The organism is Psychrobacter sp. UBA6766 (assembly GCF_002453355.1).
Classification (GTDB): Bacteria; Pseudomonadota; Gammaproteobacteria; order Pseudomonadales; family Moraxellaceae; genus Psychrobacter.
Window position 1 is genome coordinate 1 of sequence record NZ_DKGQ01000040.1, and the last position, 16,677, is coordinate 16,677.

Consider the following 16,677-nt stretch of genomic DNA (forward strand, 5'->3'; position numbering starts at 1 on the left):
CCATGGGTATTTCCTCTTTATTTGGGGTCAGATATTTAACTGCTAAGAATACGCAAGCTAAATGATATAGACCACATTAAGATAAGTGTTAAAAGGTTGCACATACAATGTGCAGATATTATAAGAAAATCGCGACCAATAACAAGTCTTTTAACCAATTATTGGCGCAATCTCTACGGACAATAGAGAGATTGACTCAATATTGTCCTATTAATACGTAATATTTACTCGTCTTCATCTTTAGAATTGAATTTAGAGATGATAGATTCTGCAACTGATTTTGGAATCTCAGCGTATTTTTGGAATTCCATTGAATAGGTTGCACGGCCTTGCGACATTGAACGCATTTGCGTGGCGTAACCAAACATTTCTGCTAATGGTACTTCTGCACGGATCTGCTTCGTGCCACCAGGTAAGTCTTCCATACCTTGAACCATACCACGGCGGCGGTTTAAATCGCCCATGATATCGCCCATGTAGTCTTCAGGCGTTTCAACTTCTACTTTCATTACTGGCTCAAGTAGGGTTGGGTTTGCCGCCATGAAGCCTTTACGGAATGCGATAGAACCAGCCATTTTAAATGATAACTCATCCGAGTCAACATCATGGTAAGAACCATCATACAAGGTCGCTTTAACGCCAACAACTGGGTAACCTGCAAGAACGCCGTTTTTCATGCGCTCTTGGATACCTTTATCGACTGCACCGTGGAATTCTTTTGGTACGGTACCACCAACAACTTCTTCAGAGAATTCATAGAGAACGTCGCCCGCTGGATCCATAGGCTCAAGACGTAACCAAACGTGACCGAATTTACCACGACCACCAGTCTGACGAACGAATTTACCTTCTTGCTCAACCACGTTACGAATCGTTTCACGATAAGCAACCTGCGGCGCACCGATGTTTGCTTCAACGTTAAACTCACGCTTCATACGGTCAACAAGAATCTCTAGATGCAGCTCACCCATACCACTGATGATGGTCTGACCAGATTCTTCGTCAGTATGGACGCGGAATGATGGATCTTCTTTTGCCAAACGGCCCAAAGCGATAGACATTTTTTCTTGGTCAGCTTTGGTCTTAGGTTCAACAGCTAGAGAGATAACTGGATCTGGGAATTCCATACGCTCTAGAGTGATGACGTTGTTTTCGTCACATAGCGTATCACCAGTAGTTACGTCTTTCATACCAACTAAGGCTGCAATATCACCCGTGCTGATTTCTTGTAGCTCTACCTGAGCATCTGCCATCATCTGAACGATACGGCCAACACGCTCGCGCTTCATTTTAACAGGGTTATAAACGCTACTACCTTGTTTTAGAACACCTGAATACACACGAACGAAGGTTAAGTTACCAACGAACTTGTCGTTCATGATTTTGAACGCTAGTGCTGCGAACGGCGCGTCATCAGAGGCTTCACGCGTACCTTCAGTTTCGTCTTTGTCGTCAAGGATACCGCGGATAGCAGGAACGTCCATTGGCGCAGGTAGATACTGAATAACGGCGTCCAACATCTTTTGAACACCTTTGTTTTTAAAGGCAGTACCACAAAGCAGTGGAATGATTTCGTTGTCGATGGTCAATTGACGAATAGCGTCGTTGATCTGCTCTACCGTCAATTCGCCATTTTCAAGATACTCATTCATGAGTTCTTCTGAGGCTTCAGCAGCGTTTTCTACTAGATACTCACGGTACTCTTCCGCTTTTTCTTGTAGTTCAGTTGGGATTTCGCGCTCTTCGTACTTCATCCCTTGAGACGCTTCGTCCCAATAGATGGCTTTCATGGTCACAAGATCTACAACGCCTTCAAAGTCGTCTTCTTTACCAATTGGAATAACCAATGGTACTGGCTTGCCGCCTAGACGAGTTTTGATTTGTTCTACCACACGGTAGAAATCAGCACCAACACGGTCCATTTTGTTAATGAACGCTAAGCGTGGTACTTTATATTTGTTTGCTTGACGCCATACGGTTTCAGACTGTGGCTGAACCCCGCCTACCGCGCAATAAACCATACAAGCGCCATCAAGAACACGCATAGAACGCTCAACTTCAATCGTGAAGTCAACGTGACCTGGGGTGTCAATGATGTTGATACGGTGTTCAGGGAACTGCTTTGCCATTCCTGACCAAAAACAAGTCGTCGCCGCAGAAGCAATGGTAATACCGCGCTCTTGTTCTTGCTCCATAAAGTCCATGGTAGCTGCACCATCATGGGTTTCGCCAAGCTTGTGGCTAACACCGGTATAGAACAAAACACGCTCAGTAGTGGTCGTCTTACCAGCATCAATGTGCGCTGAGATACCAATATTGCGATAGCGCTTTAGGGGAGTTTTACGAGCCATAGTGTTTTCCTAGGGAAATTCGTGTATATATTAATGTGTTGTGTCTCTACCTCATACTCTATGACAAAGCCATGAGACCATGAACTTTGTTATATTACTTACTGTTTATTGGGCCAAATACGGACAAAAAAAGAGCAAATATTAAGAATAGTGCGGCATCAAATTTAGGAGACTTCTTTTAAGCGGTGCATATTTTTTGCAGGCTTTATAGAAAAGCATCCCTTACAAAACAGCATCTTGACAGATGTCCGCCATCTAGAATATTTAACGTTTTCTCAGCTTTTGAGGAAAAATTAAACAACCCAATAATGATGGCGGCAATCAATAGAATAAATCAACAATATAAGGATTAACTGATCGAAACTGTTAATCCTAAGCACCTAAGCCAGCTTTAAAAATAAAGCCAGCTTAGAAACGGTAATGAGAGAATGCTTTGTTAGCATCTGCCATGCGGTGAACTTCATCACGCTTCTTCATAGCATTACCTTTACCATCAGCAGCATCATTCAATTCGCCTGCAAGACGCAAAGCCATTGATTTTTCAGAACGCTTAGCAGCAGCTTCAGCTAACCAACGCATAGCCAAGGCAGTACGACGGGAGGGGCGTACTTCCATTGGTACTTGATAGGTTGCACCACCAACACGGCGAGCTTTTACTTCGACCATTGGGCGGACATTTTCTAAAACTTCTTCAAAGAAAGCGACTGGATCTTCGATGTTGCGCTTTTGGCCTACTGTCTCAAGAGCCCCATAAACGATACGCTCAGCAGTAGATTTTTTACCATGGCTCATGACATGGTTGATGAATTTTGCAACAGTTTGGCTACCAAACTTAGGATCCGGTAGGATCTCACGGGCAGCAACGACGCGACGTCTTGGCATAATAATAATCCTTTTCTTCAGGAGTGTCTGACATTCACAATCTCGCACCAATTACGTATTGGATGGCGTTCTATCGAGTTGTCAGTCAGCCTTACTGCATAGCGGTATGTTATAACAATAAATTATTTATCTAATAAAAATATGGCTAACACCAGTCCCATGCACAGTTAATGGGTGATACAAATAAGCGTATTTAATGGCAATTAGCTATTAAACTTTAGGCTTCTTCGCACCGTATTTAGAACGACCTTGTTTACGGTCTTTTACGCCTGCGCAGTCAAGTGCACCACGAACGGTGTGATAACGAACACCTGGTAGATCTTTTACACGACCACCACGGATAAGAACAACACTGTGCTCTTGTAAGTTATGACCTTCGCCGCCGATATAGCTTGATACTTCATAGCCTGAAGTCAAACGAACACGACATACTTTACGCATGGCTGAGTTAGGTTTTTTAGGGGTAGTCGTATATACGCGAGTACATACACCACGGCGTTGTGGGCACGCTTCCAACGCAGGAACTTTTGATTTTTCCTTGATGGTTTTGCGACCTTTACGAATCAATTGGTTAGTTGTTGCCATAAGGCATCCTTCTCCCGTTTGGTATAAAACAAAAAAATGGGCCAATGCACCAAAGATCTGACATTAACGACAGATTTCGGAACACCCATTTTTAGGACAGTGTATTATAAAGAGTTGTTACTGCTATTTCAACCACTTATGAGCGGTTGTCCTTTACAATATTCGATAGATATGCATGAGCAAAGATTGTAGCAGACTTAATGGTAAGCAACAGATTTTAAGATGAGCAATTGTTTCATTGCAAGATGGTAAAATCGATGTTCCATATTAATGGAGTTGGTCGTTTATTTTTCAAGGCAATATTTGAAGTTTAGATACTTTTTTAGCCTTAAAGCCCCTTCATAAAAAAGACATATTTATAAAAAAGCATACTCATAAAAAGGCATAAGCCTATTTATATCAGCTTATGCCTTCGATCTTTATACAGTAAATTACAGCTAAAACGCTTTAGACTAAATCGTTAATCTTTTTTACTTGCCTGAGCCTTTTTGTAGTTTTCATCTACTGACTCTTCATCCGTGGTTTTTGACACCGGCTCTGAGGCGGCTTTTACTTCGCTTTCTGTTTCATCAGCTTTAGATTTATCGTCGTCAGTCTTAGATTTGTTGTTTTCAGCTTTGGTTTTATCGTCTTTAGCCTTATCAGTGTCTTTTTTTGCATTGTCAGATTTAGGGCTTTGCTCTTCATCCTTACTATCAGTTTTCTTCTTCACCTGCGCTTCGCTACTGCTATCATCAGTAATGCTACGATTAGCAAGCTTGGCATCTGGGGCAAATGTTGCTTGTGCTACGCCAATCACTTCATCAATCAGCTGACTGTTGTAACGCATACCAACGATGACGGCAGTGGCCGGTAGAAAGCGGCGCACCCATGATAAGTTGATGTTATCTAAGTTAATGCCAATTTGGCTGGCTATATTATCTACTTGTTCGGCATAAAAATTGACGTTTTTATTTTTCAGACCAAGATTTTTCAGCTCATTATGTAAACCATTGCTTTGCGCATTATCAAGCAAGCCTTTACCAATGCCAATACCTGCTAGTAAGGCTTGTTTTTCTTGCATTTTGCTCAAGTCAGCATTGGCAAGCAACTCATAAGCCATCTTAACGCCTTGCTTGCCCGTTAACGGCTTATTATAAACCGCACCCAATTGATAAACCGTACGTAATGACACCAGTAACAACCACAAAGTATCGGCGAGTAATCCTGGTAGGCCTGCTAACCCTGTCAAGCCGCCTAACGTCGCCAAGGCACGGTTCTGATTGGCAATGTCAGTAGCCAGCGCATAACGCTCTTCGTCATCCAAGTTTGCAATATTAGCAAAGCGATGTTGATTTGGCAGATCAATTTGGCTCCAGCTCGCAGCAAGCTTGGCAATTTGAGCAAAAGCGCCATCGACCGTCGAATCAAATAGGCTATTTGGCACTACTTTTTTGGCAAATTTACCATAAGTAGCAAAGCGCGTGCCCAATAACTGCTGCGTTGCTTTTAGCGTTTGTTCGCGGAACAAATCCTGCTGATAATCTTCATCGCCTAGATTTACCGCTTTAAATTGTTGCGGTTTGCCTGTTTTGGCATTAACGCTATCAATCATCGCGCCCATACGTTCTAGATTATTACGTGTAAAAGAGCCTACGGTACTGAGACCTTTAGAAAGAGTGCTACGCTTTTCCATCTGAATATCCTTAATAGAGTAATTGGTTATTTGTTATTAATATTTTTCATGAATACCTCTTCAATTTGAGGTCATTTTAGCCAACGCTGCTAACCACTGTCAGTGCCAACAATGTTATCACCACTGCCAGTTTTGTATCTAAAAGTAGCATTTATTCATAAAGTTGACGCAATTTTAGTATATAGCTAAATGCAGTTCAGCTGAAACGGGTTCGCACTATTTTCACTCACATTTTACTGCCTATTCAGTTTTCGTTCTACTCCAGAGCTTCGAAAAAGATCCAGCTCTTTTTAATAATAATCCTATTTAAAATAGACACCATTTTGTCGTTATTTTACACTTACGCCAAGATTTTAAACCGTCGATACGTTATGATATGCCATTATTCAAAGCACAGTTGTACTTTTATTTACCAATCAGCATTTTTGCCGCACAGCGCTTGTTTTTGTGCATTAAAATGGCTGTTAAATAAGCATTTAAAAGCCATTATTAATGGTAATTATCAAAAAATCGTTACTCATAAGGAATAGAATATGCGCCGCGTTGTTATCACTGGAGCAGGGATTGTCTCTTGTATCGGACATGATTTGGCGACTGTCACCGATGCTCTTAAACAAGGTCGCTCAGGCATTACATTCAATGAATCGTATGCTGAGCACGACTTTAAATCACAGGTTAGCGGCAGTATTGATCAATCAACGCTTGATACGTCGGGCATTGACCGTAAATTAAAACGTTTTTTTAGTGACGCCAGTCTCTATGCGTATGTCAGCGCTCTAAATGCTATTGAGCAGGCAGGTCTGTCTCTTGAAACCATTAACCATAACCCACGTGTAGGTGTAGTCGCAAGTTCAGGCGGCGCTTCAACCGAAAATATTGTCAATGCGGTCGATGCAATGCGCGAAAAAGGTCTGCGCGGTGTTGGTGCAATGGCGGTACCAAAAACCATGGGCAGCTCGGTGTCAGCGGCACTCGCGACAGGATTAAAAATCCAAGGTATTTCCTACTCTTTAACCTCTGCTTGCGCAACGTCAACGCACTGTATCGGTCATGCTGCTGAGCTTATTCAGCTTGGTAAAGCCGATGTCATACTGGCTGGCGGAAGTGAAGCTGAGAATTGGACGCAGTCGTGTATGTTTGATGCGATGGGTGCGGTCAGTACGCAATATAATGACACGCCGACGCTTGCTTCAAGAGCCTATGACAAAGACCGCGATGGCTTTGTGATCGCTGCTGGTGGCGCAATGGTGGTGGTTGAAAGTCTTGAACATGCCCAAGCACGCGGTGCCAATATTTTGGCTGAAATCGTCGGTTATGGCGCAAGCTCTGATGGTGCTGAAATGGTCGCGCCAAGTGGTGAAGGCGCCGTTCGCTGTATGCAGATAGCCCTTGCTGAAGCCGGTTTAGAAAGCGTTGACTATATCAATAGTCACGGTACCAGCACGCCATTAGGGGATATCACTGAGCTTAAAGCCATTGCTAAAGTATTTAATGATGATGTCAGTCAAGTGCCGCCTATTAGCTCAACCAAGTCGATGACCGGTCATAGCTTGGGAGCCGTTGGCGCACAAGAACTGATTTATTGCTTACTGATGCTGCAAGAAGGCTTTATTGCACCTAGTATCAATGTGCAAGAGCTAGACCCTGCGGCTAAAGGCTTTGATATTGTCACTGACAAGCGTGACGTTGAGCTTGAAACGCTTATGAGTAATAGTTTTGGCTTTGGTGGCACCAATGCGACCTTAATTATTAAAAGGTTTGACGCCTAACTATGCCCGTAGCAGCTTATAGTAAAACTGAGCAGAGAGTTTCTGCCCCATCGCCAGCTACTCATCCTAGTTGGCGTTTTGGTGGGCTGTCCGCCGCCGAATTAATGCCCCATTTACAGCGTTATGTGTACGCTCAAAATCCTAAAGCAAACTGGCAATTGGTTTGGCTGAATAACGACGGACGACCTGTGATTGGTTTATTACCAAAAGTAAGTTGGTCTGTTTATTATGCTAATCATGCGCAATACTCTGCTAAGCAAACCGCTTATCATGTCGTAAAAACCTGCCGTAATTTTAAACAAAATAAGAGTCATTCCAGCACGACAGCTACTATGAGTTATAGTGACTGGCAAGAGGAATTAATTGCTTATAGTCAGGATTATGACACTTATAATGATGACTCTATTTCAGTTAAAGAAGATAATCAGCAGCCAATTTACCACCATGGATTAATAGGTTTTATTGGTTACGATATTGCCGCTTATGAGCTGAGTCCAACTGCTACAATTGAGCTAGCAACCCAGCCTTGTGCCGTTCTAGGACACTACGATATTTATCTATCGCTAAACGCTGAGCAAACAAGCTGGCAGCTAAATATAAAAACCAGCTTAACGGACACTGATAGCGTTAGAAATCACGAGCAAAAAGATATACTGGTTAACAGGCTCATAGAACATTTAGATGACTTGGACAGTAAGTTATCTCATCAAAATTTAGAAAAACCAACACTTGAAGCGTCACCTCAAACGATGCCTTTACGATTAACAGCGCAATGGAAGAAACTCGATTATCAGCAAGCCTTTGATAAAACCCAAAACTATCTGAAACAAGGTGACTGCTATCAAATCAATCTCACCCAAGAATGGAAAGGTTCTTTTAATCAAAGTATCAGCAATAACGCTTCATTACCGAAGCTTATCGAATATTTGCCTGCCTTGCATCATGATACTAAAACGCCTTTCGCAGGATATTTAGCGATTAATGACATAAATAATGCGGTTAATAACAAAATATCTAATAATCAATTTGAATTATTAAGCTGCTCGCCTGAGTTATTTTTTACCTTTGTTAAAAACGAGAACACTGGCAAGCATCATATATGCACCAAACCTATTAAGGGTACGATGCCGCGCGGTCTAAATCCCGAACAAGATGATGCCTATAAACAACAACTTATCGACAGTGAAAAAGACCGCGCTGAAAATGTTATGATTGTCGATTTATTGCGTAATGATTTAGGGAAATACGCCAAAATCGGTAGCGTCAAAGTACCGAAATTATTTGCCATTGAAAGCTTTAGTAATGTACATCATATGGTCAGCACCATTACCGCTGAGCTAAAGACAGATACTCATCCTCTCGAAGTCCTATTTGGCAGTTTACCCGCAGGTTCTATCACAGGAACGCCAAAAAAACGCGCTGTCGAAATCATTGCTGAGTTGGAAAGAGCGCCGCGCGGTGCTTATTGTGGCACGATGGGTTATATGAACTTTGATGGTAGCGGCCAATGGAATGTCTTGATTCGAACCCTGCAAGCCAACACGTCATCAAATGATAAATTAGGAAAATCAGGTCAAATCAGTTTGTGGGCAGGCGGCGGAATTACCATTGCTTCTGACTATGATGCTGAGTATCAAGAGTGCCATGATAAAGTTGACAACCTACTCTCTATACTCTCTCAAGAAACATAATATCAAGCTAGGAATGCCTGCTTAACATGACGTTAGCAGGCTTTTTATTGATAAAGTTATGGCTATTCGACAGTTAACAGTTAACTCGCAATGCGCGATATTAATTGGCAACAGTTTCCGCTTCTGTCTGAAACACTTTTAATGCTTCTATTAAACGCTTATTTTGCTCTACCGTACCGACGGTAATTCGCAAATACTCACTGATGCGCGGCTTATCAAAATGACGCACGATAATACCCTGCTCGCGTAAAGCCGCTGCTACGCCACTGGCATTACCGTCTTTTGGACGCGTAAAAATAAAGTTCGCCTGCGATGGTAGCACATCATATTCCAAGGCCGTCAACTCTGCGCTGAGTGCTTGGCGTAAATCAATCACTTGCTGACAAGTCTGGGTAAAGTATTCGACATCTAAGATACTGGCGGTTGCCCCCGCTTGTGCCAACTTATCGAGCGGATAGCTGTTAAAGCTGTTTTTCATACGCGTTAACGCTTCGATTAATGATGGGTTAGCAAATGCCATTCCGACACGTAAGCCAGCAAGCGAGCGTGATTTTGAAAAGGTCTGGGTGACAAGAATATTATCGCACTCATTGATTAGGCTCACTGCTGATACTTCTGTATTTGAGCTACCTTCTTCTATTTGGGCAAAATCAATATAAGCTTCATCAATCACAATCACAGAATTTGAATGTTCACCAGCAAGCTTTCGAATATCAGCAAGGGATAACAATAATCCCGTTGGGGCATTAGGATTGGCAATGATAATGCCACTACAAGGCTGGCGATAGGCATCTGGACTGATACTAAAATCCGCTTCTAGCGCAATTTGCACCAGCTCAATACCAAAAGTTTGCGCGTAAACAGGATAAAAGCTATAACTGATATCAGGCGCTAAAACAGGGCGCTCTTTTAAGAAAAAACTGGCAAATACCAGCGCCAACACTTCATCCGAGCCATTACCAACGAACACTTGATTGATATCAAGGTTATATAACTCTGCCAATGCGGTACGCAAATCATCAGACTCAGGCGCAGGATATAATCGCAGCTCATCTGCTTGCTGTTGTAAAACTTTTGCAATTGCCTCGCCCACTTTTGGTGAGGGTGGAAATGGATTTTCGTTGGTATTTAATTTGCATAAATTTTCATGCTGAGGCTGCTCGCCCGGAACGTAAGGTGACAAATTACGCGCTTTAGATGACCAAAGTCTGGTGTCTATCTTTAACTCACTCATAAGTTATCCTACTCATTAGCCACATAAATTATTGAATGTAGATTATTAAGATTAAATTATTCAACTGTCTTATTAACTGTTTTACTGATAACGATAGCGGGCTGAGCGCGCATGGGCTTCTAAATCCTCACGCTGCGCTAAAACATCGGCAGTTTCAGCCAGCGGCTTACTACCCGCTTCACTACAATAAATAATCGATGATTTCTTTTGGAAGTCATAAACGCCAAGTGGCGAAGAGAAACGCGCAGTACCAGAGGTTGGCAACACATGATTGGGACCAGCACAGTAATCACCAATCGCTTCAGGCGTATGGCGTCCCATAAAGATAGCGCCAGCATGACGAACCTCATTAAGTAGCGCATCGGGGTTATCAACAGACAGCTCTAAATGTTCAGGCGCCACGCGATTAATCACATCCACACCTTGCTTGCGGTCTTTAACTAAAATAAGCGCGCCACGGTTTTTTAGCGAATCACGGGCGATATCGGCTTTTGGCAATTCTGCCAAGGCTTTTTCAATCTCAGCTGCCACTTCTTGAAGCTGTTGCTCACTAGTAGTCACAAAAATAGCTTGAGCGATACGGTCGTGCTCGGCCTGTGACAATAAATCCATTGCCAACCAATCAGCGCGATCTTGCTCCTCACCTTCTGCATAGACCAATACTTCAGAGGGACCGGCAATCATATCAATCCCAACTTGACCAAATACCGCACGCTTCGCCGCCGCAACATATTTATTACCAGGACCGGTTATTTTATCTACGGCTGGAATCGTTTCGGTACCGTATGCCAAAGCTGCAACCGCTTGTGCTCCGCCAATAGTAAAGACACGGTCAACTTGAGCCAAATGTGCGGCGGCCAATACCAATGGATTAAGCTCGCCTTTTGGCGCTGGCACGACCATAATTACCTCTTTGACGCCAGCCACTTTGGCAGGAATCGCATTCATCAATACAGAAGACGGATAAGAGGCCAAACCGCCGGGAACATAAATACCAACGCGATCAAGTGGCGTCACTTTTTGCCCTAAGCGATTACCAAGCTCATCTTCATATTGCCAAGTCTCTTGCACTTGGCGCTCATGAAACGCCTGAACCCGTGTCGCTGCCGTCGTCAAAGCCATTTTGACTGTCTTATCAAGATTGGCAAACGCGTCAGCAAGTGCGTCTTTAGACAGCTCTAACTCTTGTATCATCAATGCTGGATGCTGATCAAACTTCTGAGTCAATGCCAGTACCACGTTATCGCCACCATGACGTACATTATTAATGATATCGTCAACGGTTTTTAGTAATTCAACATCGTTGACGGTTTCAAAAGCAAGTAGCTGAGCCAGTTGACTGTCAAAATCCGCATCTTGGGTACTTAGTTGGCGCATGACTGAATCCTATGTTTGAGCATGAAAGTCGGCTATAAAGAATAAAAGAGATAAGAAAGCAAGTGAAGAATGCAAAAGTCTATATGCCAGTTTATTTGTGGGTAGCTACCTCAGATTATACTGAGCTTTTATTTTCTGGCAAGCAAACGTAATAAAACCAGTTTAGCACGCCATATCTATCCTAGAGCGCTAAACTGGTTTAAATTTTTGTATAACCGTACTTTATATTATCACTGATTAGCAGTGTATTATAAAAACGTTTTATAAATAATAAATAAATAATAATTTAAGAAGCGCTGGCAATACTGTCTTTAAAGCTGTCTAAAATCGGCTCAAGTAAGGCAAATTTGCGCTTATAGCTGACTTGATTGACGATAAGGCGTGACGACACATCACAAATATGGTCGCGCGCCTCAAGCCCATTGGCACGCAGCGTATTTCCGGTATCGACGACATCAACAATCAAGTCACCCAATCCAACCAAGGGCGCAAGCTCCATCGAACCATACAGCTTAATGACATCGACTTGCTGACCTTGGCTAGCAAAGTAAGCGCGGGCAACATTGACATATTTGGTCGCAATTCGCAGACGGCGATTTGGCAGCGGCGCGTCTTTTACGCCCGCCGTCATCAGCTTACATTGGGCAATTCGTAAATCTAATAATTCATAAACGTGATTAGCACCATGCTCGAGCAATACGTCTTTTCCCGCCACGCCAAAATCAGCCGCGCCGTGTTCAACGTAGGTTGGCACGTCACTGGCACGCAAAATTAAGACGCGCACATTTGGGTTTGAAGTTGGGAAAATAAGTTTTCGCGACGCTTCAGGGTCTTCTAACAGCTCAACGCCAGCAGCACGCAGCAAAGGCATGGTCTCTTCTAAAATACGACCTTTTGACAACGCCAGTGTTAAACCTGAAAACTCATCATTTACTTCGTTTAATAAACCATCATTTGGTAAGCTGTTGCTTGCTTCAGTCATAATGACTCTTGTCCGTGTACAGTTAGTTACTGCCATTAAATGGCGTTAGTAATTTATTTAATAATGGTTAATACCAATAATAACGGCTGAAGAGCCAGTCTAGTCATTCGTATTAATACGTTCGATATTAACCCCAAGCGCACGCAGTTTTTCTTCGACGTGCTCATAACCACGGTCAATGTGATAAATGCGATCAATCAAGCTCTCGCCTTCAGCAGAAGCCGCCGCCATGACCAGTGACATCGAAGCCCGCAAATCCGTTGCCATGACGGGCGCAGCAGTAAAATGCTCAACGCCTTTAACCACAGCCGTATGACCGTCTACTTGAATGGATGCCCCTAAACGGTTGAGTTCCGGCACGTGCATATAGCGATTTTCAAAGATATTTTCAATAAAGGTGCTGGTACCATCAGCGAGACAAGAAATCGCCATCACCTGCGCTTGCATATCGGTTGGGAAGCCTGGATGCGGCTGGGTACGGATATTAACCGGTAACGGACGGCCTTTCATTTGGGCGCGAATCCAATCATCACCCGTGGTGATAATCGCCCCCATGTCTTCAAATTTTTCTAATACTGGCGCTAATAAAAGCGCTGAAGTATTTTTAGTCAACACATCACCGCGCGTCATCAAAGCACCAGCAAGATAAGAGCCAGTTTCGATACGATCTGGCACGACCGAATACTCACAACCATGCAAGCGCTCAACGCCTTCGATGGTCATGGTTGCGGTTCCAATGCCACTTATTTTGGCGCCCATTGCCACCAGCATATTGGCCAAATCAACCACTTCTGGCTCAAGGGCACAGTTTCCTAGCACGGTGGTGCCTTTTGCCAATGCTGCCGCCATAATGACATTTTCAGTACCGCCGACCGTCACCATATCAAAGGAGAAGTTACAGCCAATCAGCTTGCCGCCTTTTGGCGCTTGGGCTTTGACATAACCATTCTCGACGCTAATCTCAGCACCCATGGCTTCAAAAGCTTTTAGATGTTGGTCGACAGGACGTGAACCAATAGCACAGCCGCCCGGCAAAGACACTTCGGCTTCGCCAAAGCGCGCCAGTAAAGGACCTAATACTAAAATCGAAGCGCGCATGGTTTTCACCAAATCATACGGCGCGTAAAAATTATCGATATTCTTCGTATCGCAAACGACAGTGTCGCCCTGCTTTTGAATATCAATGCCCATACCGCCAATCAATTCAATCAGGGTGCGCACATCTTGTAGTGATGGCACGTTGTGCAATGTCGTTGGGGTCTCGGCCAAAATCATAGCAGCGAGTAACGGTAGAGCGGCATTTTTGGCGCCTGAGATGGTGACTTCCCCTGCGATACGACTGCTTCCGGTGATTAAAAATTGGTCCATAAAGGTGACAACCTAGCGATAAGTATAAAAAAATATGAAAAACCAGAAATGATAAAACCAGCAATATCCATTGCCGGTGCGACACATTCTAGTCATAAATAAAAAGTGTTAGCCTTGAGATTGAACTTCCCATTCGGCTGGCGTTAACGCTTGAATATTAAGCGCATGGATATCACCGCTCGCAATTTTGTCATTTACCAAGGCGTAAACGGACTGCTGGCGTTGCACTGTGCGCTTGCCTTCAAAGCTGGCATCAACCACTCGTACATCAAACTTGGTACCTTGATTGGCAGCTTGAATAAAAGCATCTGGAAAATGAGTTTGTAAAAATGCAATCAAATCGTCAGCGTTCATGCTCATAGAATATTCTGCCTTAAGGGTTAAGTAGGTGGATACAAAGTTAGCCATTATAACAAGAGTTTGATCATCTTACATTACTGTCTTATACAACTGCACTTAACTATTTAAGCGTTTTATCCAAATAGCTAAGCACTTGTGCGCGTACGTTATTTACCCAGCGTAATGGCGGCGCCATCGCCCCGATACTAGTAGCATGACTGGCACCGGCAATTTCACCTGTTTCGACTTTGATGCCCGCTGCTTTTAATGCTTGTGTCATCTTAATGGCATTGCTTATATGAACGACTTTATCTTTTTCTGCGGTGAGTAATAAATACGGTGGCTGAGCGCCTTTAATATTTCGATCTGGCATGACTTCATCTGGCGTCGCACTGGCCCCAAAGGCGGTCGCACTACTGTATTTACGAAAGTCATAGCTATAAGGTCCTGCGATACCAATCACAGCGGCAATATCTTTTGGCTTCATGCCATAGGGCGCCAAGAAATCTTCATTAGCAACGGCAGCAACCGCATTAAACGCGCCAGCAGAGTGTCCCATTACGGCTAAACGTTTGGGATCAGCATGTAGACTTTCGGCATTCTTATAACTCCAGGCGATGGCCTGCGCGGTATCTTCTACATAATCAGGGTAAACGTGCTCGGGCGCTTTACGGTAATTAATCACTGCCGTGACATAGCCTGCTTGCGCCAGACTCTGACCGACAAAGGCGTATTCGTCTTTATTGCCACTTTCCCACGAGCCACCATGGACAAAAACCACCATTGGGTAGCTACCATTAATAGCCTTATCAGCAGTCGCGTTTTTTGATCTCATGGCTTTTACTAACGGTTTTGGATAATAAATGTCCAAATCTTGCAATGGTTCGTCACCATATAGAATGTTTTTACTGACGCCAACACCGCCATTTGATGTTATACCATTAACGATAGCGAGCGCCGATAGCGCCTGCGCTTGCTGGGTTGCGAGCGCAATACCGCCAACAGCTAATGCTGCCGTCACGCCGACGCTGATACGTTTAGGCGCGAGAGTCTTGGTCTGCCTTGTCTTTTTTTGTCTTGCTTCTTTTTGCGTTATTTCTTTTTGCCTTGTTACTTTTTGGATAGTCCCTTTATATAAATCCTTCATCACCAGTATTCCTATTATAAGCTCGTCGTCGGTTCATACCTGTCAGTCAGTTAACACTTAATAGTAGAGTGTCGGCTTTATTATTTTAGTTAGGCGTATTCTCTACTTTTTATTTAACAACTCTACTTTTTACGTTTTATATCTTACTGGCTGGCTAGGGGTTTATCGTGCTTTTCCTGTTATCACTATTTAGGTTTCTTGTGATTTTGAGCAGAATATTATCTAAAATCTTTAAGGATTTTTATAAAGGACGACATACGAACTCGATGACGGTTAATTGACTGGCGTGCCATTTTCGTCAACGATAAGTGGGGTAGTATTAATCGTTGGCTCTACCGCGGCCGAACTTGTTACCTCAGGCAATGCTCTATTGTTAACCGCTGGGCCTCTGTTAGGATTGACTAGATTACTTTCATACATAATATCGTCATCGCCTAGCTTTACTCCTCTATCATCAACGACGGTGGTCAGCAGCACTAACTCTGTGATGCCAACGGTATTATTAGCAATATCAATCAGATGACTTTGCTGCGTCGGGGTCATACGTCCCATAATATAAACCACGCCATCATTGGTTATCGCTTTAATCTGCGAAGCTTTCACGCCATCGCTAGCAGCGACTTTTGCCATTAGCTTAGAGGTGATATAACCGTCACGAACGGTTGCGCTATAACCTTTTGAAGCACTAACGGTTAGTTCATTGTAGACATGACGGACGTCTGGCATAGAGCTGACGACTTTTTCGATTTCTGTTTTAATGGCTTCCGTTGGCACCTCGCCTGTGAGCAAAACTTCACTATTAAAGCTATCGATACTCATGCGGCTGGCTTGTTGTAAATTCTCTTGCAGACCATAGACGTTAATTTTTACGGTATGCTCAATACTGCGGTCAAGCAGACGCTGCGGAATGGTGCGCTCTGTCACTGGTACGCCATAAGTCCCTTCAGTACTATTGGTCAAATAATTGGTGGTACAACCAGTCGCGGCAATGCTGGTCAGTAGCATAACGCCAATCGCCTTGCGGCGTGATGAGCCCAAAATAGCAGTGTGCAAATGCATCCGTGTCATGATTTACCTCTTAGAACATGATGATTAACTAGTGATTAATAGTGACATTTAATAATGGCTAAGCTCGATAATAATTAAGCTTGATAATAAAAACGATTAATTATGCTGATGCTTAATAATGACAATGATAGGAATATGATTAAACTAACCGTTTTTAATGCCGCTACTTTACTGAAATTTTATGCTAGGCGGTTAGGCTTTTGGTAACG

General features: G+C 43.3%; 13 protein-coding genes. 2 read left to right on the plus strand and 11 right to left on the minus strand.

Annotated elements, in window-relative coordinates; genetic code table 11:
• Window positions 1-224: 224 nt before the first annotated feature.
• From fusA to B4K26_RS08825, 4 genes are all read right to left on the minus strand, one after another.
• Window positions 225-2,351, minus strand: a complete 2,127-nt coding sequence (fusA, locus tag B4K26_RS08810; RefSeq protein ID WP_296244907.1) for an elongation factor G — start codon at window positions 2,349-2,351, stop codon at window positions 225-227.
• A 408-nt stretch (window positions 2,352-2,759) separates the two neighbouring features.
• Window positions 2,760-3,233 (minus strand): 30S ribosomal protein S7, encoded by a 474-nt coding sequence (rpsG, locus tag B4K26_RS08815; RefSeq protein ID WP_068405119.1) that lies wholly within the window; start codon window positions 3,231-3,233, stop codon window positions 2,760-2,762.
• 210 nt (window positions 3,234-3,443) lie between these two features.
• Entirely contained in the window at window positions 3,444-3,818 is a 375-nt protein-coding gene (rpsL, locus tag B4K26_RS08820) for a 30S ribosomal protein S12 (protein ID WP_011281154.1), read from the minus strand.
• A gap of 460 nt (window positions 3,819-4,278) precedes the next feature.
• The gene (locus B4K26_RS08825) at window positions 4,279-5,493 is read right to left on the minus strand and encodes an EcsC family protein (RefSeq protein ID WP_296244909.1); all 1,215 of its coding nucleotides are present in this window, start codon (window positions 5,491-5,493) and stop codon (window positions 4,279-4,281) included.
• A gap of 533 nt (window positions 5,494-6,026) precedes the next feature.
• On the opposite strand from B4K26_RS08825, the gene B4K26_RS08830 reads away from it, so the two are divergent.
• Complete coding sequence (locus tag B4K26_RS08830; protein ID WP_296244910.1) at window positions 6,027-7,262, plus strand: beta-ketoacyl-ACP synthase II; 1,236 nt, start codon at window positions 6,027-6,029, stop codon at window positions 7,260-7,262.
• 2 nt (window positions 7,263-7,264) lie between these two features.
• On the plus strand, window positions 7,265-8,953 hold the full coding sequence (locus tag B4K26_RS08835; protein ID WP_296244911.1) for an anthranilate synthase component I family protein: 1,689 nt from the start codon (window positions 7,265-7,267) through the stop codon (window positions 8,951-8,953).
• A 100-nt stretch (window positions 8,954-9,053) separates the two neighbouring features.
• On the opposite strand, the gene hisC is transcribed toward B4K26_RS08835, so the two are convergent.
• The 7 genes from hisC to B4K26_RS08870 form a co-directional block, all read right to left on the minus strand.
• On the minus strand, window positions 9,054-10,187 hold the full coding sequence (hisC, locus tag B4K26_RS08840) for a histidinol-phosphate transaminase (protein ID WP_296244913.1): 1,134 nt from the start codon (window positions 10,185-10,187) through the stop codon (window positions 9,054-9,056).
• A gap of 81 nt (window positions 10,188-10,268) precedes the next feature.
• Window positions 10,269-11,564, minus strand: a complete 1,296-nt coding sequence (gene hisD, locus B4K26_RS08845; protein WP_296244914.1) for a histidinol dehydrogenase — start codon at window positions 11,562-11,564, stop codon at window positions 10,269-10,271.
• Between the two features lie 286 nt (window positions 11,565-11,850).
• Window positions 11,851-12,546: an ATP phosphoribosyltransferase gene (hisG, locus tag B4K26_RS08850; protein ID WP_296244915.1), complete on the minus strand. Its 696-nt coding sequence runs from the start codon at window positions 12,544-12,546 to the stop codon at window positions 11,851-11,853.
• A 99-nt stretch (window positions 12,547-12,645) separates the two neighbouring features.
• Entirely contained in the window at window positions 12,646-13,914 is a 1,269-nt protein-coding gene (gene murA / locus B4K26_RS08855) for a UDP-N-acetylglucosamine 1-carboxyvinyltransferase (RefSeq protein WP_296244917.1), read from the minus strand.
• Between the two features lie 108 nt (window positions 13,915-14,022).
• Window positions 14,023-14,274, minus strand: coding sequence for a BolA family protein (locus B4K26_RS08860; RefSeq protein ID WP_296244918.1), 252 nt, complete (start codon window positions 14,272-14,274; stop codon window positions 14,023-14,025).
• 100 nt (window positions 14,275-14,374) lie between these two features.
• Window positions 14,375-15,400 carry an alpha/beta hydrolase gene (locus tag B4K26_RS08865; RefSeq protein WP_296244919.1) on the minus strand — a complete coding sequence of 342 codons (1,026 nt, stop codon included), beginning with the start codon at window positions 15,398-15,400 and terminating at the stop codon, window positions 14,375-14,377.
• Between the two features lie 273 nt (window positions 15,401-15,673).
• On the minus strand, window positions 15,674-16,468 hold the full coding sequence (locus B4K26_RS08870; protein ID WP_296244920.1) for a BON domain-containing protein: 795 nt from the start codon (window positions 16,466-16,468) through the stop codon (window positions 15,674-15,676).
• Between the last annotated feature and the right edge of the window lie 209 nt (window positions 16,469-16,677).

Bases quoted from the DNA above. Each gene is read 5' to 3' on its own strand.
- rpsG (WP_068405119.1), bottom strand. From the start codon at position 3,233: ATGCCAAGACGTCGCGTCGTTGCTGCCCGTGAGATCCTACCGGATCCT.
- B4K26_RS08865 (WP_296244919.1), bottom strand. From the start codon at position 15,400: ATGAAGGATTTATATAAAGGGACTATCCAAAAAGTAACAAGGCAAAAA.
- murA (WP_296244917.1), bottom strand. From the start codon at position 13,914: ATGGACCAATTTTTAATCACCGGAAGCAGTCGTATCGCAGGGGAAGTC.
- B4K26_RS08825 (WP_296244909.1), bottom strand. From the start codon at position 5,493: ATGGAAAAGCGTAGCACTCTTTCTAAAGGTCTCAGTACCGTAGGCTCT.
- B4K26_RS08870 (WP_296244920.1), bottom strand. From the start codon at position 16,468: ATGACACGGATGCATTTGCACACTGCTATTTTGGGCTCATCACGCCGC.
- rpsL (WP_011281154.1), bottom strand. From the start codon at position 3,818: ATGGCAACAACTAACCAATTGATTCGTAAAGGTCGCAAAACCATCAAG.
- hisG (WP_296244915.1), bottom strand. From the start codon at position 12,546: ATGACTGAAGCAAGCAACAGCTTACCAAATGATGGTTTATTAAACGAA.
- fusA (WP_296244907.1), bottom strand. From the start codon at position 2,351: ATGGCTCGTAAAACTCCCCTAAAGCGCTATCGCAATATTGGTATCTCA.
- hisC (WP_296244913.1), bottom strand. From the start codon at position 10,187: ATGAGTGAGTTAAAGATAGACACCAGACTTTGGTCATCTAAAGCGCGT.
- B4K26_RS08830 (WP_296244910.1), top strand. From the start codon at position 6,027: ATGCGCCGCGTTGTTATCACTGGAGCAGGGATTGTCTCTTGTATCGGA.
- B4K26_RS08860 (WP_296244918.1), bottom strand. From the start codon at position 14,274: ATGAGCATGAACGCTGACGATTTGATTGCATTTTTACAAACTCATTTT.
- hisD (WP_296244914.1), bottom strand. From the start codon at position 11,564: ATGCGCCAACTAAGTACCCAAGATGCGGATTTTGACAGTCAACTGGCT.
- B4K26_RS08835 (WP_296244911.1), top strand. From the start codon at position 7,265: ATGCCCGTAGCAGCTTATAGTAAAACTGAGCAGAGAGTTTCTGCCCCA.